The organism is Actinomadura rifamycini DSM 43936, from assembly GCF_000425065.1.
Lineage (GTDB): Bacteria > Actinomycetota > Actinomycetes > Streptosporangiales > Streptosporangiaceae > Spirillospora > Spirillospora rifamycini.
In genome coordinates this window covers 17,200-37,039 of the sequence record NZ_AULB01000008.1, presented here as the reverse complement: position 1 = coordinate 37,039, position 19,840 = coordinate 17,200, and the positions used below count along the sequence as shown (strand labels likewise).

The following is a 19,840-nucleotide window of genomic DNA, read 5'->3' as shown; positions in this document are numbered from 1 at the left end:
GCGAGGACGTGATCCCGTTTGATCACCTTTGAGGGCGTCACCAAGCGCTACCCCGACGGCACCGTCGCGCTCGACGACGTCAGCCTGGAGTGCCCCACCGGCCGGATCACCGTGTTCGTCGGGACGTCCGGCGGCGGCAAGACCACCGCGCTGCGCACCATCAACCGGATGGTCGACCCCACCGCGGGCCGGGTGCTCATCGACGGCCGCGACGTCCGCGACCGCAAGCCCGCCGAACTCCGCCGCGGCATCGGCTACGTCATCCAGCACGCCGGGCTGTTCCCGCACCGCACCGTCGAGGACAACATCGCGACCGTGCCCCGGCTGCTGGGCCGGAAGAAGAAGGAGACCCGCGACCGGGCCCACGAGCTCATGAAGCTCGTCGGGCTGGAGCCGGCGATGGCGAAGCGCTACCCGTTCCAGCTCTCCGGCGGGCAGCAGCAGCGGGTGGGCGTGGCGCGCGCGCTCGCCGCCGACCCCCCGATCATGCTGATGGACGAGCCGTTCAGCGCCGTCGACCCGGTCGTCCGCGCCGAACTGCAGGACGAGTTCCTCCGCCTCCAGGACGAACTGCACAAGACCATCGTGTTCGTCACCCACGACATCGACGAGGCGATCAAGCTCGGCGACCGCATCGCCGTGTTCCGGACGGGCGGCGAGCTCGTCCAGGTCGACAGCCCGCGGAACCTCCTCGCCCGCCCCGCCGACGACTTCGTCGCCGGGTTCATCGGGCACGACCGCGGCATCCGCAGCCTCTCGTTCGTCCCCGCCGCCGAGGCGCCGCTGTCCGAGCGGGGCATCCTGCCCGCGGACGCGCCGGTCGAGCAGGCCCGGGACGCCGCGGACGGCTGGACGCTCGTCGTCGACGTCGCGGGCCGCCCGCTCGGCTGGGCCGCCGCCGACGCGCTCCCCGCGGAGGGCGTCCTCGCCGACGCGCGGCTCGCCCCCATCGGGCACTCGTTCTCCATCGAGGGCGACTCGCTGCGCGCCGCGCTGGACGCCGCGATCCTGTCGCCGTCCGGCCGGGCCGTCGCGGTGGACGGCGAGGGGCGCGTGCTGGGCCTCGCCGACCAGGCCGACCTCGGCGCCGCGATCAGCGCCTCCGGCACCCGCGTGCGGCCCGAGTCCCCGCCCGAGCCTCCGCCCGCGGCGCCGTCCGCGCCGTCCCCCGCGGCCACGGTGCCGAGCGGCGAGGACGGGGCGTCCGCCTGATGGAGATCGACTGGGGCTGGATCGGCGAGCACACCGCCGACCTGTCCGAGAACGCCCTGCTCCACCTCCGCCTCGCGCTCCTGCCGGTGCTGTTCGGACTGCTGATCTCGCTGCCGCTCGGCGTGCTGTGCCGCCGCTACGGCTGGCTGTACCCGCCGGCGCTGACGCTCGCGAACGTCCTGTACGCGATCCCGTCGCTGGCGCTGTTCATGGTCTTCATCCAGTACACCGGGCTGACCCCCTCCACGGTGATCATTCCGCTGACCCTGTACAGCCTGTCGGTCCTCGTCCCGAACGTCGTGGACGGCCTCGGCTCGGTGTCCGAACCCGTGCGGCAGGCCGCCACCGCGATGGGCTTCGGCCCGCTGCGCCGGCTGGTCCGCGTCGAGCTGCCGATCGCCGTGCCGGTCGTCATCGCCGGGACGCGCGTCGCCGCCGTCTCGTCCATCAGCCTCGTCGCCGTCGGGCAGCTCATCGGGCAGGGCGGCCTCGGCTACGACATCGTCCGCGGGTACCAGCTGCAGTTCCCGACGCAGATCCTCGCCGCCTCGGTGCTGATCGTCGCGCTCGCGCTCGTCACCGACGCGCTCCTCGTCGCGCTGCAGCGCTTCCTGACCCCGTGGGCCCGCGCGCGAGGTGCGTCATGAACGATGTGTGGAACCAGATCGACCTGTCCTGGACGTGGCTGACGTCGGGCGAGCAGTGGGAGGGCGAGGGCGGCATCCCGCACCGCCTCTGGCAGCACCTCGTCTACAGCGGGACGTCGCTGTTCTTCGCCACGCTGATCGGGCTCGCGCTCGGCCTGCTCGTCGGGCACACCGGCCGCGGCGGGTTCCTCGCGACCGGTGTCGCCAACATCGCCCGCGCGATCCCCACGTTCGGGCTCGTCCTGGTCATCGTCGTGATCGACTACAGCATCACCCCGGTCCTGATCGCCCTGGTGGCGCTGGCCGTCCCGCCGATCCTCGTCAACACCTACGAGGGGGTCCGCGGCGTCGACGCCGACGCCCGCGACGCCGCGCGCGGCATGGGCATGACCGGGTGGAGCGTCCTGTGGCGCGCCGAGCTGCCGATGGCGATGCCGCTGATCCTGCTCGGCCTGCGCACGTCCGCGATCCAGGTCGTCGCCACCGCGACCCTCGCCGCCTACCCCGGCTTCGGGGGCCTCGGCCGCTACATCATCGACGGACTCGCCCGCAACGACTACCAGCTCGTCGTGGGCGGCACCGTCCTCGTCGTGGCGCTCGCGCTGCTCGTCCAGCTGGTCTTCGCGGTGCTGCGCCGCCTCCTCGTCTCCCCGGGCCTGCTCGGAACGGCCCGCTCCTGACCGTCCCCACGGAAGGAAACGCACACCCATGAAGAAGATGATCCGCGGCGCGGTCGTGGGCCTCGCGGCCGCACTCGCCCTGACCGCCTGCGGCGGCGGGGACGACTCGGGCGACAACCCCCTGGCCGGCGGGGGCGGCGACGCGTCCGCCGTCACCGTCGGCAGCGCCAACTTCCCCGAGAGCGCGCTCCTCGGCGAGATCTACGCGCAGGCCCTCGAAGGCAAGGGCGTCAAGGTCGAGCGCAAGTTCAACATCGGCGCCCGCGAGGTCTACTACGACCAGGTCGTCAAGGGCGGCATCGACGTCATGCCCGAGTACAACGGCGCCCTGCTGACCACCTCGGTCGACCCGAAGAGCACCGCCGCCACCACCGAGGAGATCAACAAGGAGCTCACCGCGAAGCTGCCGGACGGCGTCGCGATCCTCGCCTCCGCGGCGGCCGAGGACAAGGACTCGGTCACCGTCACCAAGGAGACCGCGCAGAAGCACGACCTGAAGACGATCGAGGACCTGGCGTCCGTCGCGGGGCGGATGACGATCGGCGGGCCGTCCGAGTTCAAGACCCGCCAGCAGGGCCTCGTCGGCCTCGAGAGCCAGTACGGGCTGAAGTTCGAGAAGTTCCAGCCGCTGGACGCCGGCGCCCAGGCGACCCTCGTCGAGCTGCTCGTCGACGACGAGATCCAGGCCGCCGACCTGTTCACCACCGACCCCATGATCGCCGAGCACGGCCTCGTCGTCCTGGAGGACCCGAAGCACGTGTTCAGCGCCCAGAACGTCACCCCGCTCGTCTACGAGAAGGGCGTCGACGAGCAGGCCCGCACGGCCCTCGACGCCGTGTCCGCCAAGCTCACGACGCAGCACCTCCTCGACATGATGAAGCGCATCGTCGTCGACAAGGACGACCAGGAGAAGGTCGCCGAGGAGTGGCTCAAGCAGAACGCCCTCGCCTGACGATCCGGACGCCGTGGACCCCGGGCCGCCCGCGCGGCCCGGGGTTCCCGCTATCCGGGAAGGAGCCCGAGGATCGTCTCCGCCTCCTCGGCGTACGCGCCCGCGCCCATGGCGCGGACGGTGTAGTACCCCTCGTTCAGGACCCGCAGGAACGCCGCGCCCTCCGGCGACACCGCCCCCGCGCCGCGGACCGCGTCCGCGAGGTACAGCAGGACGAACGCGATGTCGTCGAGGACGCCGCCCTCGGCACCGTCGGACAGGGCGTTGACGAGGACCGCGGCGACCGGCGCGGCGGGCGGCGCGAGCCCCGCGTCGCCGCCGCCCAGATGGTCGACGAGCCCCGACCCGTCCCCGCCCCCGGCCAGCAGGGACGCGACGGCGTCCCGGACGTGGGCCGCGTCGCGCCCGCACCCGCAGCGCAGGGACGTCCAGTCGCGGCGTTCGAGCTCCAGCACGGCGAGGGGGTAGGCGTACAGGTCCGCGTTGGCCTTCAGCAGGCGGGACTTCTCCGACATCGGCCGCTCAGCCCTCCCCGTACATGCGCGCGTAGTACGCCCGGCGGTCGTCGTCCTCGTCCAGCGCCTCCAGGACGTCCCGCGCGAACGCGGTCTCCCCGTGCTCCAGCTCCCGGTACAGGACGGACGTGCCCCGCACCAGCCGCGGGAAGCACTCGTCGGCGTAGGGCCCCTCGCCGCCGGCGATGCGCCAGAGGTTCTGCAGGATGTCGCGCCGCAGCCCCGGCGCGACGTCGCACAGCAGCGCCTGGAGGAGCACGCCGATCATGGGCACCGCGGCCGCGTACACGTACGTGTCGTACTGGATGTGCCCTTCGAGGTCGAAGCCGAGCTCGCGGGCGGGCGAGTCGGGGTCGGCGGCGTCCCGTATCGCGGACGCCAGATGCTCGCCCGTCTGCCCGCACTCGCACCGGACGCGGTTCCACGGGACGGCGTCGAGCTCACGTTCGAGCAGCGCGAACGCGTGGCGGGCCTGCGCGTCCGAGATGGCGGGCCGGTTCGTCATGCCCAGGCACCTCCCGGGTCGGCCGAGGTGCCCGGCGCGAACCGGTCACGGGGGAAGATGCTCTGGCACGTCGTGCAGACGGCGCGCTCCTGCCATGCCTTCCCGCCCGGGAAGTTGTCCATCTTGTCGAGCATGAGCGCCCGCGTGAACTGGACGTCGTTCATGTTCCACCCCGTTCCCACCAGGATGTTCGGCTCGGCGCAGTTCCCGCGCCCCGAGGTCGTGACCGCGACTTCGCCCGTCCGCGTGTTGACGGCGCCCACCCAGGTCTTCCCGCGCGCCTTGCCTTCGGAACCGAACGCCTCGTTCGTGAGCATGTTCCGCGCGGCGGCCATCCGGTCCTCCAGGTTCCACGGCCCCTTCGGCGCGTTGCGGACCAGGGGCGGCTCGTAGTTGTCCCGGGCCGACACCCGGCCCCGCGTGCCCCGCTCCGGTCGGTTGTCGGTGATCGTACCGTTCGGCCCCGCGCTGAACCGGGGCGAGAGGCCCAGCGGGTCGATCCACGTCGTGGGATTCGGGACGTACGCGTGCGCGTTCGGCTGCGGCGCCAGCCCGAGCGGGTCCGGGGACGCGTACCCGCCGCTCTCCGGGTCGTAGTACCGGTTGAGGTTGTAGTTCAGCCCCGTCTCCGGGTCGTGGTACTGACCGGGATGGCGCAGCGGGCACGGGCTGGGCCGGGCCGTCGTCGGGACGTCCCACGGCGTGGCGGGCGGGACGGGCGCGGCGGTGCCGTCCGGGGAGACGAGTTCGGTGGGCGCGCCGGTGAGGTTCGTGACGATCGCCCGGAACTCCCGGTCGATCCGCTGCTGCGGCGCGGACGCCGCCCGCGCGGCGCTCGTCTGCGCCACCGGCGTGTGGGTCCCCGGGGTGTAGTCCCAGGTGGTGACGCGGGAGGCGCCGCCGCCGGTGTGCACCTGCTCGGCGAGCCGCGTCCCGTCCCAGGCGAACAGGTACACCTCGGGGGAGGGGCCGCCGCCGGGCGCGAGGCGCTGCTTGGCGGTGCGGCGGCCGAACGGGTCGTAGTGGTAGCTCCAGCGGGTCCCGTCCGGGGTCTCGGTGCCGACGAGGCGGTCCTCGGCGTCCCAGTGGAACCGCCACCGCAGCCGCTTGCCGGACAGCGTGACCCGCTCCCGCAGCACCAGCCGGCCCTGCGCGTCGTGCTCGTAGCGGGTCCGGCCCGCGCTCCGCACGAGCGTCCCGGCGTGGGCGAGGGCGCCGCCCCCGGCGGTGTCCGGATCGGCCGCCGGGTGCTCGGCGCGGGCGAGGTTGCCCGCGTCGTCGTAGGCGTACCGCTCGCTCCACCCCCGCGCCTGGACGGCGGTGATGCGGCCGCGCCCGTCCAGGGTGTAGCCGCGGTCGCCGGCGAGCCGGTCGGTGACGCCGGTGAGCCCGCCGTCCGGCCGGTACGCGTACGTGCGGTGCTGCAGCAGCCGGGCCCCTTCGCCCGGCGCGGCGGGCGCGCCCCACACGGTCTGGCCGGTGACGCGGTGCGCCGCGTCCCAGCGCTGGACGAGCGCGGCGGCCGCCCCGATGCGGCGCTCGGTCTCGCGGCCCGCCGCGTCGTACCCGAACGCGAGCGCGTGGCCGCCGGTCGACAGGCTCGTGGGCAGGCCCGTGGGGTCGTGCGTCCAGGTGGACCGGACGCCGGACGGCGTGGTGCGGGCCAGGACGCGGCCCAGCGGGTCCCGCTCGTAGGCGACGGTCGCGCCGTTCACCGTCTCGGTGAGCAGGTCGCCGAGCGGGTCGTAGGTGCGGACGACCGTCGCGTCGCGGTTCCGCGCCTCCGTCACGCGCCCCATGGCGTCGTGCGCGAACGTGGTCACCTTGCCCGCCGCGTCCGTCCGGACGGTGTTGCCGAGCACGTCCCGCGTGAACGCCGTCGTCTCGCCCGCGCCGTTGGTGCGCGTGACGAGCCGCCCCGCCGCGTCGTAGCCGTAGCGGACGGTGCGCCCGTTGAAGTCGGTCTCGGCCAGCAGGTTGCCGTTCGGGTCGTACTCGTACGTCCACGACATCCCGCCGCCGGTGGTGACGGAGGTCAGGTGCATCTCGGCGTCGTGCGCGAACGCGAGCGTGGAGCCGTCCGGGCGGGTCACCCGGACCGGCAGGTCCAGCGGGCCGAACTCGGCGCGGGTCGTCTGCCCGAGCGGGTCCACGTGCTCGACCTGGTTGCCCTCGCCGTCGTAGCGCCAGCGGTCGGCGGCCCCGTCCGGGTGGGTGCGCGACAGGAGCCGCCCCTCGACCGTCCACTCCAGCCGCGTCACCCCGCCGACCGGGTCGGTCAGCGAGACCGGACGGCCGAGCGCGTCGAGCTCGGTGCGGGTGACGGCCCCCGTCGGATCGGTGATCGCGACCGTCCGTCCGGCCGCGTCGGTCTCCGCGCGGGTGGTGTGCCCGAGCGCGTCGGTGACCGCCGCGACGGCGCCGTTCGCGGTGTACTCGGTCGTCGTGGTGTTCCCGGCGGGGTCGGTGACGCGGACCGCGTTGCCCCGCTCGTCGTACTCCTGCGTCCACACCGCCCCGTCGGCCGCGACGAACCGGACGGGGAGGTTCAGCTCGTTGTACTCGGCGGACGCGCTCGTCCCGTCCGGGTAGCCGACCCGGACGAGGTTGCCCCGCTCGTCGTAGGAGTAGGTGGTGGTCGCGCCGAGCGGGTCCGTCGTCGACAGGAGGCGGTCGAACTCGTCCCACGCGGACCGGGTGGCGTTGCCGAGCGGGTCGACCACCTCCACGACCTGGTGGCGCTCGTTGTACCGGTAGACGGTCGTGTGGCCGCGCGCGTCGGTGACCCGGGTCAGGGCGTTGTCCGGGTCGAACGCCAGCGTCGCGCTCAGCACCCCGTCGGACGACTCGGTGCGGACGGCGCGCCCCTCGCCGTCGTACGCGTAGCGGAACCAGTGGCCGTTGCGGTCGGTCCACCCGGTGAGGCGGTGCTCGTCGTCGTACCGGAACCGCTGGGGGAGGCCCGAGGAGTCGAACACCTCGGTGAGGTCCGCGGTCCGCGGGTCGTAGCCGAACCGGCGCAGGACCGTTCCGTCCGGGGTCCGCAGCGCGCCGACGCGGCGCTCCTCGCCGAACGGCACGGTGTCGACGACGACCCGGTACCCGCCCGAGTGCCGCACCTCCGCGAGGACCCGGTCCTCGTACACGAACTCGATGCGGTTGCCGTTGCGGTCGGTGACGGCGGTGAGGGGCAGCCGCGACCAGCCGGTGTCGGCGCCGGGCGCCGGGAAGTGCAGGCTGACGCCGGTCCGCGGGTTCGTCAGCCGGTACCCGCCGTCGCCAGTGAGGACGAGCGGCTCCCGCGGGCCCGCCTCCGGGAGGAACTCGACGTTCGGCACCAGCTGCTGCGGATACGTCCGGACGGACCCGTCCTCCTGGAGGAACCGCACGCCCGTGCCGTCCAGTTCCAGGGCGATGTCCAGCGTCGACGCCCACGAGGGCCCGAACAGGGCGCCCGCCCGGTACGTCGAGATATGGGTGCGCTGGAGCGTCAGCGGCAGGACGCCCGGGAGCGTCACGTCCGTCTGGGAGAGCAGCACCTCGCCCGCGACGATGCCGACCGGGTCGCTGGCCGCCGGGGTGTTGCCGGTCGGCCGCCCCTGCGACTGCGGGTTGCCGCCGTTGCGCGGGTTCCCGTTCCGGCCGGACGGGCGCGCGGGCCGGCTCGGTCCGGGCGGGAGCGCGGGCCGGTCCCCGGACCCCGTGCGGCGCGGCGCGGGGAACGTCGCCCTGCCGAAGACGCCGCCGGCCCCCGAGGCCGCGTTGCCCCTGCGGCCCCCGTTGCCGCCGCCGTTGTTGCCCCTGCGGCCGCCCATGCACGACCCCCATCACGTGCGAGGAGCGGGAGGCTCCGTGGTCGTTCAAGATCAAGTCGGCTTTTCGGAGAATAGCCGCGGCGGCGAGACATGCGCAAAACGTCCCGACTCGACCGACTTTGCCGGGTCGGCGACCGTCCGGCCACCCACCGTCCGCGTGGTCCGGCCGGGCCGGTCGCGGCCCGGACCGCCCGGCGGCGACAAAGGCGCTTTTGGTTTGACGATCGGTGCGACTTTTGCGTTGAATGGACGGCGGTGCCGCGTGGCGTGCGCAAGAGTGCCCGACGAGGACAGGGGCCAGGCCGCGTAACGACCGGGCGAGCACCGGAAGCCCGAAGGGAATGATGCAGGTGGCCGCCTCTCGCACGGACCGCGCCTAGCCGCATCGCGCCGTTCCGACCTGCGCCCATGTGAGCCTGGGCGCCGTCTGCCGCGCCCTGACGCGTCGTTCCGCCGCACCCGTCCCTCCCAGGCGCCTTTCGGCCGCCCATTGAACGGGTCCGTCCATTTCCCGGATTCACTCCGCATTGCGTTCCGGCATGCGGAAAAACCAAACGAAGGCACGCATTGACCGAACCGACCGACGATTCCGCCACCGGCCCGACGACGACCCGCGTCACCGGGCCCGACACGTTCGACACCGTCGTCGCCGCCATGGGCGCCCTGACCGCCGGCCCGCCGCCGATGCCCCCGGACGCCGACACGTCCGAGCCGTTCGCGCTGCCCGTGCCGGGCCGGTGGGCGAACGCGTCCGGACGCACGCCCCGGGAGGCGGGCGTGGTCCTGTACGTGCACGGCGGCGGCTTCGAGCAGAGCAACCCCGAGTTCGAGCACCCGATGGCGTACCGGCTGTCGAAGGCGGCGGGCCGTCCGGCGTTCGCCATCGACTACTCGCTGGCCCCGGAGCATCCCTTCCCGGCCGCGCACGACGAGGTGGTCGCCGTCTACCGCGCGCTGCTGGCCGAGGGCGTCCCGCCCGGACGCACCGTGCTGTTCGGCGAGTCGGCCGGTGCGACGCTCGTCCTGGGGGCGCTGCTCGCCGTGCGCGCCGCGGGCGTGCCGCTCCCGGGCGCGGCGGTGCCCGTCTCGCCGATCGCGGACCTGACGCTGGCGAGCCCGTCGATCGACGCCCCCGCGGGCCCGGACATGATCGGCCGCGACGTCCTGGAGCACATCGTCGGCCGCTACCTGGGCGGGCGGCCGAACGACCGAGCGCCGCAGTCGCCCCTCCACGGCGACCCGGCGGGCCTGCCGCGCCTGCTCCTCGTCGCCGGCGGCAACGAGGTCCTGCTGGACGACGCGCGGCGCTTCGCCGAGGCCGCGGCCGGAGCGGGAGTCGAGGTCGCGCTGGACGTCTACGACGGCATGCCGCACGCGTTCCACCTGGCGGCACTCCTGGAACCGCGGCCCCCGGTGGGCGCCGCGTTCCTGGAGCGCCTGTCGTCCTGGCTGGACCGGTCCGACCAGAACACCCCCGCCTGACCCGCGAACCCGAAGAGCCCGCCGCCCGCCCCGGGCGGCGGGCTCTCCCGCGTTTCGGGCGGGCGCCTACGCGTCCGCCGTCGTAGGTGAGGACGACCAGGCCGCTGTCCGGCACCGTGTGGTCGGCGAGCACCCAGGTGCGCGGGCCCGGGCGAGCGGCATGCGGACGGCGTACGTGCGGCGTCCGGTCGGTGATCCGCCGGCGGGATCCGACTTTTTCGTCCTGCGTTTCGGCGTGCTCGACGAGCCGGTCACCGCGTTGGCGGGGTGGCGCCGCGGTCGAGGCGGTAGTGCAGCCTGAGCACGGGGATCGTCCAGAGGTTCAGCGCGTGGTCGGTGCGCAGGACGCCTTCGCCGTCCACGTGGACGTGGAAGCGTTCGTGGACGGGGATGCGGCGCGCCCACGCGCGCGGGCCGCGCTCGACGACGAGGTAGGCGCCGTCCTCGCCCCAGCCGCCGCCGGGCGAGGCGAGCAGGAGGCCGCCGCCGGCCGTGACGTGCGGGCGCAGCAGGACGACGAGCCGCCCGTTCGGCAGCGGGAACACGACCCGGACCCGGGGCTGCGGGACGCCGGGCAGGACGATCGCCTGGTACCAGCCGCTGAACACGGTGGCGCCGGTCGCGCGCAGGCGCCGCCGCCAGGACGCGCCGAGCGTGCCGCCGTCCGCCCCGACCACCGGCGTGATCTCGCTGGTCATGCCGTGCGCGACGTCCAGCGGGCGCAGCGGCAGGGCGAGCTGCCGGAGGCGGCGGGCGAAGAGCGCCGACACCAGCCAGCCGAACGGCCACGCCCACGGCGACCACTGCGACCACAGGTCGATCCGCCAGCGGGTGGTGTGCTCGTAGAAGTCCCGCACCCGGGGGTGCAGCGCGTCCGGGTCGAAGGCCGGGCCGCTCAGGACGGCCATCGACGGGAGCAGCCCGGCGTCGGCCGCGTCGGCCGCCACGCGGGCGCCGAGGCGGGCCGCCTCCCGCGGCAGCCAGGAGTCGCCGACCCGGTACCGGTCACCGCGCGGTCCCGCGAGCCACGGCTCGTCCCGCGGGCCGACCGGGCGGCCCGTCACCCGCACCCACTGCTGCGTCAGCCGGTCGAGCGGCGCGCCGACGACGCGACCTGTCCGCTTTGTCACGTCCCGAAGAGTACGCGCGTCCGGTGGAGCCGGGGGCGACGGGTTTTGTCGGTGTACGGCGGTATGGTCCGCGTATGTCGCTGCGGCGTTTCGATCAGGCCATCCAACGCATGCGGACGGGCGACGCCCAGGTCCGGGCGGACGCGTTCGACTTCCTGCGCGAGCACGCCGACGCGTACGTCGGCGAGCTGATCGCCGAGTACCGCGCGGAGGGCGACGACGCGCTCCGCTGCCTGCTGCTGGAGCTCGTCGCCGAGGCGCGGGCCGTCCAGGCGCTGGAGCTGTTCCGCGGCGAACTGGAGAGCATGGACGAGGCGGTCCGGTTCTGGGCCGTCCGCGGGCTGGAGATGCTCGACACCCGCGAGGCGTGGCAGGCACTGGAGCACGCGGAGTCCGAGGGCCTCATCGCCTGAGCGCCCGTTACCGCGCCGAATCGCGCGTGCACGCCTCCCTGTGCGCCGGGCGGACGGGGCCGGTGCGGGCGGCGGGGCCGTCGGTGACGTGGGGGTCGAGGCCCGCGAAGGTCAGCAGGCGGCGCACGTTCGGGCGCGGGTCGCGGACGCGCAGCACGCCGCCGTGCTCGGCGAGCCGGTTGCGGGCCCAGACCATGACGGACAGGCCGGTGCAGTCCATGAAACGGAGGCCGGCCAGGTCGAGCGTCAGCGTTCGGGGGCGGGCGTCCAGCGCGCGGCCGACGGCGGCGCGCACGCGCCGTTCCCCGGCCAGGTCGAGTTCGCCGATCAGGCGCACGACGCGGCTCCGGCCGCGCCGGTACTCCTCGACGGTCAGGATGTCCGGCGGCATCGCGGTCACCGCCTCGTCGGCCGCGGGCGTCATCGCCCGCCTCCGGTGCTCCGGGGCCCGCGCGGCGCCCCGGCGAGGGCGGCCAGCCGGGCCGCGAGCTCGTCGCGCTCGCGGGTGACCTCGGCGAGTTCGTGCTGCAGCTCGATGATGCGGCGGATGGCGGGCAGCGTCATGCCCTCGCCCATCATGGTGACGACCTGCTGGATGCGCCCGATCTCGTTGCGGCTGTAGCGGCGCTGGCCGCCGGCGGAGCGGCGGGGGGAGACGACCCGGTGGTCGTCGATGCGCCGCAGGAACGCCTGCTGCACGTGGAGCATGTCGGCGACCTGTCCCACGGTGAACAGGGCCGCGTGCTCGTCGTCCATCGGAAGGGGCACCGGCATGCGATCCTCTCTGCTGGTCGGGGGGCGCCGCGGGCGGGCGGCGGAGGCCGCCCGCCCGCGCGGGGGCTCCCGGTGCGGGTCAGTTCTGGATGGCCTTCGCGCCGCTCTGCCGGACGGCGACCTTGCGGGGCTTGGCCCGCTCCAGGACCGGGATGCGGACGGCCAGGACGCCGTTGTCGTACGCGGCCTCGACGGCGTCGGCGTCCAGGTGCTCCGACAGGTAGACCCGCCGGGTGAAGGAGCCCATCGGACGTTCGCGGACGAACGCGCGCTCGTCCTCGGCGATCTCCTCCTCGCGGCGCGCCGACACGGTCAGGACGCCGCGGTCGACGGTCACCTCGATGGAGCCGGGGTCGATGCCGGGCAGATCGAACCGCAGGACGACGTCGTCGGCGCGGCGGATGCCGTCCATCGGCACGGCGGCGCCGCCGGTCTGGCCGGCGACCTGGCGGACGGCCCGGTCGAACTGGCGCTCGAATTCCTGCACGAACGGGTCGATCGACGTCAGCAGCATGGTGCGCCTCACCTCCGAAGATCTCTCCCGGGCCCGTTGCCCGGGGTTCCTGTCCTTCCTGGAAGAGGAAACCTGCAACTACGATTATAGGTACCTTGCTTGCGGGGTCGTCAAACGTCTGGAGGTGTAAACGGTGCGTTCCTCTCGTCGAGGCCGTGCCCCCGGACGTACGACTCGGGACCGCTCGCGGGACGACGGCCTCGCCACGTGACGGTGGGGCGCGGCCTCAGGACGGGCGGCGCACCGCGTCATCGCGACGGTCGCGGAGCGCCACCAGCCGTTCCCGCCACTCCTCTTCGTCGAGGAGCTCGAAGATCTCGATGATGTCGTCGACGACGACCGGGGGGCCGGAACGGAAGTCCCGCAGGAGGAGCCATTCGGCCTTCCGGGCCTCGGCGTGGCACAGGTCCACGTATCCGGGGTCGACCGGGGGGAAGGCGTTGGCGACGGTCTCGCAGGAGAGGATGTAGAGGAGGACCTGGGTGACCTTCGCGTAGACGTCCCACCCGACTCCGTCGGCGAGTCCCGCCAGGAGGGCTCGGGTGGCGGGAAGCGCCGACTCGTTCAGGTACTCGGACGTCACGACGTGCGAGGTGATCTCGTGATGGACGTCGGTGTCCGATTCTCCGCGGGGAGCGAGCAGCCGGGTCAGCAGTTCGGGCAGGTGCGAGGCGTCGCGTCCGCAGCCGCACCGGTACCCCGACCAGTCGGTGGCCGCGACGACGGCGTCCAGGAGGTCGTGTCCGGCTTCGTTCGTCATCGCTCGGCTCCGCTCGCGGTGTTCATGTGTCCCCCCACCATCCTCCGGGGGCTCCCCGGGTCCCGGGTACGAAGTTACCGCGATCGGGGAAGTCGATCTGGCACCCCTGGCACACCGGCTTCGTCACCGTGGTGAGGTCGCCGTTGTCGTTCTTCACGACCGTCACGGCCTGGGTGAACAGCACCCGTTCCGCTGGGATGCCCAACCGGTTGATGGCGTTGCCCTCGGCGCAGTAACCGTTCCCGGAGGAGGCGAGGACCGTCCGTCCGGTCTGGGTGTCCACGGCACCGACGTAGGTTCGCGACGCGGTGCGCGCCGTCCTGCTGGACGTCGCGAACTCGGGGAGCGCCCCCGTGGCCGCGTTCGCCTGCCCCTGCGGCGTCCAGTTTCCGGCGACCGGGACGTCCTGGTAGACCGGTGCCCGCCCGCCGGGGGCGCCGCGGCGGGTCGCCGGACTGGGAATGTAGGGCTGGTTCTGGTTGCCGCCGGTGCCGCACCCCTGCGCGGGGCTGAGCCCGAGCGGGTCGGTCCAGGTGGTCGGGTTGCGCACGTAGGTGTGCGGGTTGGGCTGGGGAGCGAGCCCGAGGGGGTCGGGGGAGCAGTAGGCGCCCGTTTCCGGGTTGTAGTAGCGCTGGAAGTTGTAACTGAGGCCGGTCTCGGCGTCGTGGTACTGCCCGGCCAGTCTCAGCGGGCAGGGGGCGTCCGCCGTCCCGGCGAGCGGGGCGCCCCACGCGGTCGTGGGCGGCATGGCGGTGGTCGTCCCGTCCGCGGCGACGAGCTCGGCGGGCGCGCCGGCGAGGTCGGTGACGATCATTTCGAAGCGGTGGTCGAACCACTCCTGGGGTCTGTCGACCGTGCGCGCGACCCGGGACTGGGCCAGCGGGGCGTGCGACCTGGGCAGGTACTCCCAGCTCGTGACCGAGGACGTCCCGTTCGCGGTGCGGGTCTGTTCGACGAGACGGACATCGTCCCAGGTGAACAGGTACACCTCGGCGGGCGGGCCGCCGTCCGCGCCGAGACGCTGCTTCGCCGTGCGGCGGCCGAGAGCGTCGTAGTGGTAGCGCCAGCGGGCACCGTCCGGCGTCTCGGTGCCGATGAGGCGGTCCTCGGCGTCCCAGTGGAATCGCCAGCGGTCGCGGCGCCCGGAGAGCGTGACCCGTTCCCGGAGGATCACCCTTCCCTGGGCGTCGTGCTCGTAACGGGTCCGGCCCGCCCGCCGGACGAGCGTGCCGGCGATCTCGCGCGTTCCCGTCTCGGCGGCGGGAGAGGGGTGGTCGGCCTGCACGAGGTTGCCCGCCTCGTCGTAAGCGTAGCGTTCCTCCCAGCCCCGTGCCCGGACGGCGATGATGCGGCCGCGGGCGTCCAGGTCGTACCGGCGGTCCCCGGCCAGGCGGTCGGTGATGCCCGCGAGGTCGCCGTCCGCGCGGTAGGCGTACGAGCGGTGCTGCAAGAGCCGAGCCTGGCCGCCCGGTGAATCCGGCGCGCCCCACAGCGTCTGGGACGTCAGCCGGTGGAGCGTGTCCCAGCGCTGGGCCAGCGCCACGTTCGGGCCGACGCGCCGCGCCACTTCCCGGCCCGCCTCATCGTGGTCGAAGGCGATGGTCCGCCCGCCGGTGGACAAGGCGGTGGGAAGGCCGACCGGATCGTAGGTCCATTGGGACACCACCCCGTTCGGGGTGGTGCGGGACAGGACCCGGCCGAGCGGGTCATAGGTGTAGAGGACGGCGGCGCCGTTGACGGTTTCGCTGAGCAGGTTCCCTGCGATGTCGTACGCGCGCTTGACCGTCGCGTCCGGGTTCGCCGCCTCGGTCAGCCGGCCGAGGGGGTCGTACGCGAACGTGGCGACCCGGCCGGCCGCGTCGCGGCGGATCAGCCGGCCGAGGCCGTCGCGGGCGAACGTCACCGTTTCGCCCGCGCCGTTGGACCGGGAGATGAGGCGCCCCGCCGCGTCGTGGCCGTAGCGGAGCGTCCGTCCGTTGAAGTCCGACTCCCCGGTAAGGTTCCCCGCGCCGTCGTAGGTGTACGTCCAGCTCCGCGAATCACCGGTGGTGACCGACGTCAGGCGCAGCTCGGTGTCGTAGGCGAACGCGAGCGTGGAGCCGTCCGGACGGGTGAGCAGGGACGGCAGGTTGAAGGGGCCGTACGCCGTGCGCGTCGTCCGGCCGAGCGGATCGATGCGCTCGATCTCGTTGCCCTCGGCGTCGTGCCGCCACCGGTCCGTCGTCCCGTCCGGAAGGGTGCGGGAGGTGAGGCGGCTCTCCGCGTCCCACGTCAGCCGGGTCACGCCACCGACCGGATCGGTGGATGCGACGGGGCGGCCGAGTTCGTCGAACTCGGTTCGCACCACGCGTCCCCGCGCGTCGGTCACGCGGACGGCGAGCCCGGCCGGGTCGGACTCGATGCGGGTGGTGTGGCCGAGCGGGTCGGTCACCGCGGTGGGCGCGCCGTTGGGGCCGTAAGCGATCACGGTGGTCCGTCCGGCCGGATCGGTGCGGCGGACGAGGGCCCCGCGCTCGTCGTACTCCTGGACCCAGACGGAGCCGTCCGGCTGCACGATGCGGACGGGTAGATCGAGTTCGTTGTACTCGGCGGAAGCCGTCAGCCCGTCGGGGTACCGGATCTGGACGATATTGCCCCGGTCGTCGTAGGAGAACCGGGTGGTGTGCCCGAGGGGATCGGTCTGGGAGAGGAGACGGTCGAACTGGTCCCACTCCGACCGGACGACGCCGCCGAGGGGGTCGGTCTCCTCGACGACCTGGTCGTATTCGTTGTACCGGTAGACGGTGGTGTTGCCGAGCGAGTCGGTCAGGCGGGTGACGCGGTTATCGGGGTCGTAGTGGAATGCGGAGTTCAGCCGGCCCTCGGAGCCCTCTCCGCGTACGGCGCGGCCGTTCTCGTCGTAGACGTAGCGGTACCGGTGGCCGTTGCGGTCGGTCCAGCCGGTGAGCCGGTGGTCGTCGTAGGTGTAGCGGACCGGGACGCCGGCGGAGTCGTACGCCTCGGTCAGATCGCCGGTCACCGGATCGTGCGCGAAGCGCCTGAGCACGGTTCCGCCGGGAGTGCGCAGCGCGGTGACGCGGCGGTCGCCCTCCTCGACCGCTACGGTATCGACGATCACCCGGTAACCGCCCGAGTGGCGGACCTCGGTGATGGCCTGGTCCTCGTACAGGAACTCGACGCGGTTGCCGTACCGGTCGGTGATCGCCACCAGCGGTAGCCGCGACCAGCCGGTCTCGGGGCCCGGTGCGGGGAAGTGCCACGTGATCCCGGTATGCGGATCGGCCAGCCGGTAACCGCCCTCGGACGTGAGCATCAGCGGATGCCGCGGCCCGGCGGCCGGCATGAACTCCACGTTGGGGATCAGGGTTTGGGGGTAGGTGCGGACACTGGCGTCCGGAGCCAGGAAGTGAACCCCTTGGCCGTCGAGCTCCAGGGCGGTGTCGAGCGTCGAGGCCCAAGAGGGGCCGAAGAGCCGGCCGCTCCTGTAGGCGGAGATGTGCGTGCGGCTGAGGACCAGGGCGAGTACGCCCGGCAGCGCGAGGTCGGTCTCGGTGAGAATGACCTCGCCGGTCACGATCCCGACGGGGTCGCCGCCTTTGCACGTCCGGTCGGTGGGGCGGCTCTGGGACTGGGGGGACGTGTCGCGCCTGGGCCCGCCGCGAGGGCCGGGACGACCGCCGGCCGGTGTGCGTGTCGGGGCCGGGGCGGAGGGCGTGCCGGTGGAGGATCGGCGGCCGGGGGGCGACCGGAACAGGCTGCCGCTCATCTTGCCGAAGACTCCGCCCGCGGCGCCTCCCCGGCCACCGCGACGTCCACGCCTGCCCATCGTGGGGCTCCTTCGAGAGGGGTTCGCGCACCGGCGCTTCCGGTCGACCACCGAGCTTACGGAATGGTGATCAACAGCAACAGTGGCAATCTACCCATTGTCGGATCATCGACCTAATTGGCACTTTTGTCCCAATAGAGAATGGTCGGTAGCAAGCGTGTCGTTTTCGCTCCTGGTCGAACGCATTGCGGGACCAGGCGGGGCGGGTCAGGGGGTGGGCGGGCGGCCGGCCAGGCGGGTGGTGAGGGCGGCGGCGGTCGCGCGGATGCCGGCGGCGAGGGCGGGCCAGGTCTCCGGCGGGCGGGCGTCGCGGCGGAAGGTGACGGCGACGGCGGCGGTCGGGTGGGCGGTGTGGTCGAACGCGCAGGCCGCGATGCTGGCGAACCCCTCGGTGACGTGGCCGTCCTCGGACGCCCAGCCGCGGCGGGCGTCCTCGGCGAGGACGCGGCGGAGCGCGCGCAGGGTCGTGGGGCCGCGGCCGGTGCGGTCGACGAGCGGGCCGCCGGGGAAGAGGGCGCGGAGCTGCGCCGGGGGCAGGTGCGCGAGGAGGGAGCGGCCGCTCGCCGTGAGGTGGGCGGGCAAGCGGACGCCGACGTCCGTGACGAGCGTCGCGTGGTGCGGCGGCTGCTCCTTGAGCAGGTACAGGGTCTCGGTGCCGTGCAGGACGCCGAGCTGCGCGATCTCCCCGGTCCGGTCGACGAGGCGGCGCAGCAGGGGGCGGGCGAGGCGTTCGAGGGGTTCGTGGCGCAGGTAGGCGGAGCCGATCTCGAACGCGGCGACGCCGAGCCCCCAGCGGCGCTCCTCGGGGACGTAGGCGACGAAGCCGTCCTCGGCCATCGCGGCGAGCAGGTGGTAGGCGGACGAGCGGGGCAGGCCGAGCGCGCGGGCGATGGCCGACGCGGGGAGCGGGCCGGGCGCGGCGGCCAGGTGGCGCAGGACCGCCAGGGCGCGGCGCGCGGCGGGGACCTGGCTCATGGCCCGATTGTCTCGTATCCGAGACGGATTGCGGGCCGGCGGGGTCGTCTCCGGCTGCCGTGGCCGCTGCAATGGTGGGTATGGCTTCTGGTGTGGGGGACAGGGTTGTCCGGGTCGGCCCGGACCCGCTCGCGTTCGACGACGTGGTGGCGGTGGCCCGCGACGGGGCGCGCGTCGCGCTGACGGACGAGGCGTTGAAGGTCATCGGGGAGGCGCGGGCGCACATCGAGGAGCTGTCCGCCCGGCCGACGCCGGTGTACGGGGTCTCGACGGGTTTCGGGGCGCTCGCGACGCGCCACATCCCGCCGGAGATGCGCGACCGGTTGCAGGTGAACATCGTCCGGTCGCACGCGGCCGGGTCGGGGCCCGAGGTCGAGCGCGAGGTCGTCCGGGCGCTGATGCTGCTGCGGCTCCGGACGCTCGCGACCGGACGGACGGGCGTGCAGCCGACGACCGCGCGGACGCTCGCCGCGCTGCTCAACGCGGGGATCACCCCGCAGGTGTTCGAGCACGGCAGCCTCGGCTGCTCGGGCGACCTCGCGCCGCTCGCGCACGTCGCGCTGGCCCTGATCGGGGAGGGGCGCGTCCGCGACGCGGACGGGGAGCCGCGGGACGCGGCGCAGGCGCTCGCGGAGGCGGGGATCGCGCCGGTGAAGCTCGCGGCCAAGGAGGGGCTCGCGCTGCTGAACGGCACCGACGGGATGCTCGGCATGCTCGTGCTGGCGATGCACGACCTGCGCAGGCTCCTCACGACCGCGGACCTGGCCGCCGCGATGAGCGTCGAGGCGCTGCTGGGCACCGACCGGGTCTTCGCCGCCGACCTCCAGGAGCTCCGGCCGCACCCCGGGCAGGGGACGTCGGCGGCCAACCTGCGGCTGCTGCTGGCCGCGTCCCAGATCATGGAGTCGCACCGGGGGCCCGACTGCACCCGCGTCCAGGACGCCTACTCGCTGCGCTGCTCGCCGCAGGTCAACGGCGCCGCGCGCGACACGCTCGCGCACGCCGAACTGGTCGCGGGGCGGGAGCTGGCCTCGGCCGTCGACAACCCGGTCGTCCTGCCGGACGGGCGCGTCGAGTCGAACGGCAACTTCCACGGCGCGCCGGTCGCGTACGTGCTCGACTTCCTGGCGATCCCGGTCGCGGACGTCGCGTCGATGTCGGAGCGGCGCACGGACCGCATGCTCGACAGGGGGCGGTCGGCGGGCCTGCCGGCGTTCCTCGCGGACGATCCGGGCGTCGACTCCGGGCACATGATCGCCCAGTACACGCAGGCGGGGATCGTGTCGGAGCTGAAGCGGCTCGCGGCGCCCGCGAGCGCCGACTCGATCCCGAGCTCGGCGATGCAGGAGGACCACGTGTCCATGGGCTGGAACGCGGCGCGCAAGCTCCGGCGCGCGGTCGACGGGCTCGCCCAGGTCGTCGCGATCGAGATCCTCACGGCCGCGCGGGCGCTGGACCTGCGGGCGCCGCTGCGGCCCGGCCCGGCGACCGGCGCCGTGGTCGCGCGGCTGCGCGAGGCGGTGCCGCCGCCCGGCCCCGACCGCTACCTGGCCCCCGAGATCGCCGCCGCGACCGCGCTCGTCCGGGACGGCTCGCTCGTGGCGGCCGCCGAATCCGTTGTCGGCCCCCTTTCCTGAAGG

Annotated in this window: 17 protein-coding genes; 7 read left to right on the top strand and 10 right to left on the bottom strand. The window is 73.8% G+C overall.

All coding sequences use genetic code 11. The features are described from left to right. Positions 1-18 precede the first annotated feature (18 nt). From H505_RS0105075 to H505_RS0105060, 4 genes are read left to right on the top strand one after another with little or no spacing between them, the layout of a single operon-like run. Positions 19-1,212: an ABC transporter ATP-binding protein gene (locus tag H505_RS0105075; RefSeq protein ID WP_026401101.1), complete on the top strand. Its 1,194-nt coding sequence runs from the start codon at positions 19-21 to the stop codon at positions 1,210-1,212. Beyond that, positions 1,212-1,859 (top strand): ABC transporter permease, encoded by a 648-nt coding sequence (locus H505_RS0105070; RefSeq protein ID WP_026401100.1) that lies wholly within the window; start codon positions 1,212-1,214, stop codon positions 1,857-1,859. Before H505_RS0105075 ends, H505_RS0105070 begins: the two co-directional genes overlap by 1 nt. Then, complete coding sequence (locus H505_RS0105065) at positions 1,856-2,539, top strand: ABC transporter permease (RefSeq protein WP_026401099.1); 684 nt, start codon at positions 1,856-1,858, stop codon at positions 2,537-2,539. Before H505_RS0105070 ends, H505_RS0105065 begins: the two co-directional genes overlap by 4 nt. Positions 2,540-2,567: 28 nt before the next feature. Further along, a complete protein-coding gene (locus H505_RS0105060) occupies positions 2,568-3,491 on the top strand; it encodes an ABC transporter substrate-binding protein (protein WP_026401098.1) in 924 nt (307 codons plus the stop codon). A gap of 50 nt (positions 3,492-3,541) precedes the next feature. Here the strand turns inward: H505_RS0105060 and H505_RS0105055 are convergent, their stop codons facing one another. From H505_RS0105055 to H505_RS39915, 3 genes are read right to left on the bottom strand one after another with little or no spacing between them, the layout of a single operon-like run. Continuing rightward, positions 3,542-4,006: a hypothetical protein gene (locus H505_RS0105055; protein ID WP_026401097.1), complete on the bottom strand. Its 465-nt coding sequence runs from the start codon at positions 4,004-4,006 to the stop codon at positions 3,542-3,544. Positions 4,007-4,013: 7 nt separating this feature from the next. Then, on the bottom strand, positions 4,014-4,511 hold the full coding sequence (locus H505_RS0105050; protein ID WP_026401096.1) for a hypothetical protein: 498 nt from the start codon (positions 4,509-4,511) through the stop codon (positions 4,014-4,016). Further along, positions 4,508-8,326 carry an RHS repeat-associated core domain-containing protein gene (locus H505_RS39915; RefSeq protein ID WP_051300276.1) on the bottom strand — a complete coding sequence of 1,273 codons (3,819 nt, stop codon included), beginning with the start codon at positions 8,324-8,326 and terminating at the stop codon, positions 4,508-4,510. The genes H505_RS0105050 and H505_RS39915 overlap by 4 nt, the downstream gene beginning before the upstream one ends. 567 nt (positions 8,327-8,893) lie before the next feature. On the opposite strand from H505_RS39915, the gene H505_RS39910 reads away from it, so the two are divergent. Beyond that, entirely contained in the window at positions 8,894-9,808 is a 915-nt protein-coding gene (locus H505_RS39910) for an alpha/beta hydrolase fold domain-containing protein (RefSeq protein WP_245592442.1), read from the top strand. Positions 9,809-10,059: 251 nt separating this feature from the next. Here H505_RS39910 and H505_RS0105035 read toward each other — a convergent pair whose 3' ends face one another. Further along, the gene (locus H505_RS0105035; protein WP_157432909.1) at positions 10,060-10,938 is read right to left on the bottom strand and encodes a hypothetical protein; all 879 of its coding nucleotides are present in this window, start codon (positions 10,936-10,938) and stop codon (positions 10,060-10,062) included. Between the two features lie 74 nt (positions 10,939-11,012). Between H505_RS0105035 and H505_RS0105030 the strand changes: the two genes are divergently transcribed. Continuing rightward, entirely contained in the window at positions 11,013-11,351 is a 339-nt protein-coding gene (locus H505_RS0105030; protein ID WP_026401094.1) for a hypothetical protein, read from the top strand. 7 nt (positions 11,352-11,358) lie between these two features. Here the strand turns inward: H505_RS0105030 and H505_RS39905 are convergent, their stop codons facing one another. The 6 genes from H505_RS39905 to H505_RS0104995 form a co-directional block, all read right to left on the bottom strand. After that, positions 11,359-11,775 (bottom strand): STAS domain-containing protein, encoded by a 417-nt coding sequence (locus H505_RS39905; protein WP_051300274.1) that lies wholly within the window; start codon positions 11,773-11,775, stop codon positions 11,359-11,361. Further along, positions 11,772-12,125, bottom strand: a complete 354-nt coding sequence (locus H505_RS39900; RefSeq protein ID WP_051300272.1) for a helix-turn-helix domain-containing protein — start codon at positions 12,123-12,125, stop codon at positions 11,772-11,774. The genes H505_RS39905 and H505_RS39900 overlap by 4 nt, the downstream gene beginning before the upstream one ends. A 79-nt stretch (positions 12,126-12,204) precedes the next feature. Next, positions 12,205-12,639, bottom strand: coding sequence for an Hsp20/alpha crystallin family protein (locus H505_RS0105015; RefSeq protein WP_026401093.1), 435 nt, complete (start codon positions 12,637-12,639; stop codon positions 12,205-12,207). 226 nt (positions 12,640-12,865) lie between these two features. After that, a complete protein-coding gene (locus H505_RS0105005; protein ID WP_026401092.1) occupies positions 12,866-13,399 on the bottom strand; it encodes a hypothetical protein in 534 nt (177 codons plus the stop codon). Between the two features lie 22 nt (positions 13,400-13,421). Beyond that, on the bottom strand, positions 13,422-17,165 hold the full coding sequence (locus H505_RS39895) for an RHS repeat-associated core domain-containing protein (protein WP_084549884.1): 3,744 nt from the start codon (positions 17,163-17,165) through the stop codon (positions 13,422-13,424). Positions 17,166-17,432: 267 nt separating this feature from the next. After that, positions 17,433-18,200, bottom strand: a complete 768-nt coding sequence (locus H505_RS0104995) for an IclR family transcriptional regulator (protein WP_026401091.1) — start codon at positions 18,198-18,200, stop codon at positions 17,433-17,435. A 71-nt stretch (positions 18,201-18,271) separates the two neighbouring features. On the opposite strand from H505_RS0104995, the gene hutH reads away from it, so the two are divergent. Next, positions 18,272-19,837 carry a histidine ammonia-lyase gene (gene hutH / locus H505_RS0104990; RefSeq protein WP_425248242.1) on the top strand — a complete coding sequence of 522 codons (1,566 nt, stop codon included), beginning with the start codon at positions 18,272-18,274 and terminating at the stop codon, positions 19,835-19,837. Positions 19,838-19,840: the final 3 nt, after the last annotated feature.

Coding starts and splice junctions, on each gene's coding strand:
- H505_RS39905 (WP_051300274.1), bottom strand. CDS start 11,775: ATGACGCCCGCGGCCGACGAGGCGGTGACCGCGATGCCGCCGGACATC.
- H505_RS39915 (WP_051300276.1), bottom strand. CDS start 8,326: ATGGGCGGCCGCAGGGGCAACAACGGCGGCGGCAACGGGGGCCGCAGG.
- H505_RS0105060 (WP_026401098.1), top strand. CDS start 2,568: ATGAAGAAGATGATCCGCGGCGCGGTCGTGGGCCTCGCGGCCGCACTC.
- H505_RS0105065 (WP_026401099.1), top strand. CDS start 1,856: ATGAACGATGTGTGGAACCAGATCGACCTGTCCTGGACGTGGCTGACG.
- H505_RS0105015 (WP_026401093.1), bottom strand. CDS start 12,639: ATGCTGCTGACGTCGATCGACCCGTTCGTGCAGGAATTCGAGCGCCAG.
- H505_RS0105030 (WP_026401094.1), top strand. CDS start 11,013: ATGTCGCTGCGGCGTTTCGATCAGGCCATCCAACGCATGCGGACGGGC.
- H505_RS39900 (WP_051300272.1), bottom strand. CDS start 12,125: ATGCCGGTGCCCCTTCCGATGGACGACGAGCACGCGGCCCTGTTCACC.
- hutH (WP_425248242.1), top strand. CDS start 18,272: ATGGTGGGTATGGCTTCTGGTGTGGGGGACAGGGTTGTCCGGGTCGGC.
- H505_RS0105005 (WP_026401092.1), bottom strand. CDS start 13,399: ATGACGAACGAAGCCGGACACGACCTCCTGGACGCCGTCGTCGCGGCC.
- H505_RS0105050 (WP_026401096.1), bottom strand. CDS start 4,511: ATGACGAACCGGCCCGCCATCTCGGACGCGCAGGCCCGCCACGCGTTC.
- H505_RS39895 (WP_084549884.1), bottom strand. CDS start 17,165: ATGAGCGGCAGCCTGTTCCGGTCGCCCCCCGGCCGCCGATCCTCCACC.
- H505_RS0105055 (WP_026401097.1), bottom strand. CDS start 4,006: ATGTCGGAGAAGTCCCGCCTGCTGAAGGCCAACGCGGACCTGTACGCC.
- H505_RS0104995 (WP_026401091.1), bottom strand. CDS start 18,200: ATGAGCCAGGTCCCCGCCGCGCGCCGCGCCCTGGCGGTCCTGCGCCAC.
- H505_RS0105070 (WP_026401100.1), top strand. CDS start 1,212: ATGGAGATCGACTGGGGCTGGATCGGCGAGCACACCGCCGACCTGTCC.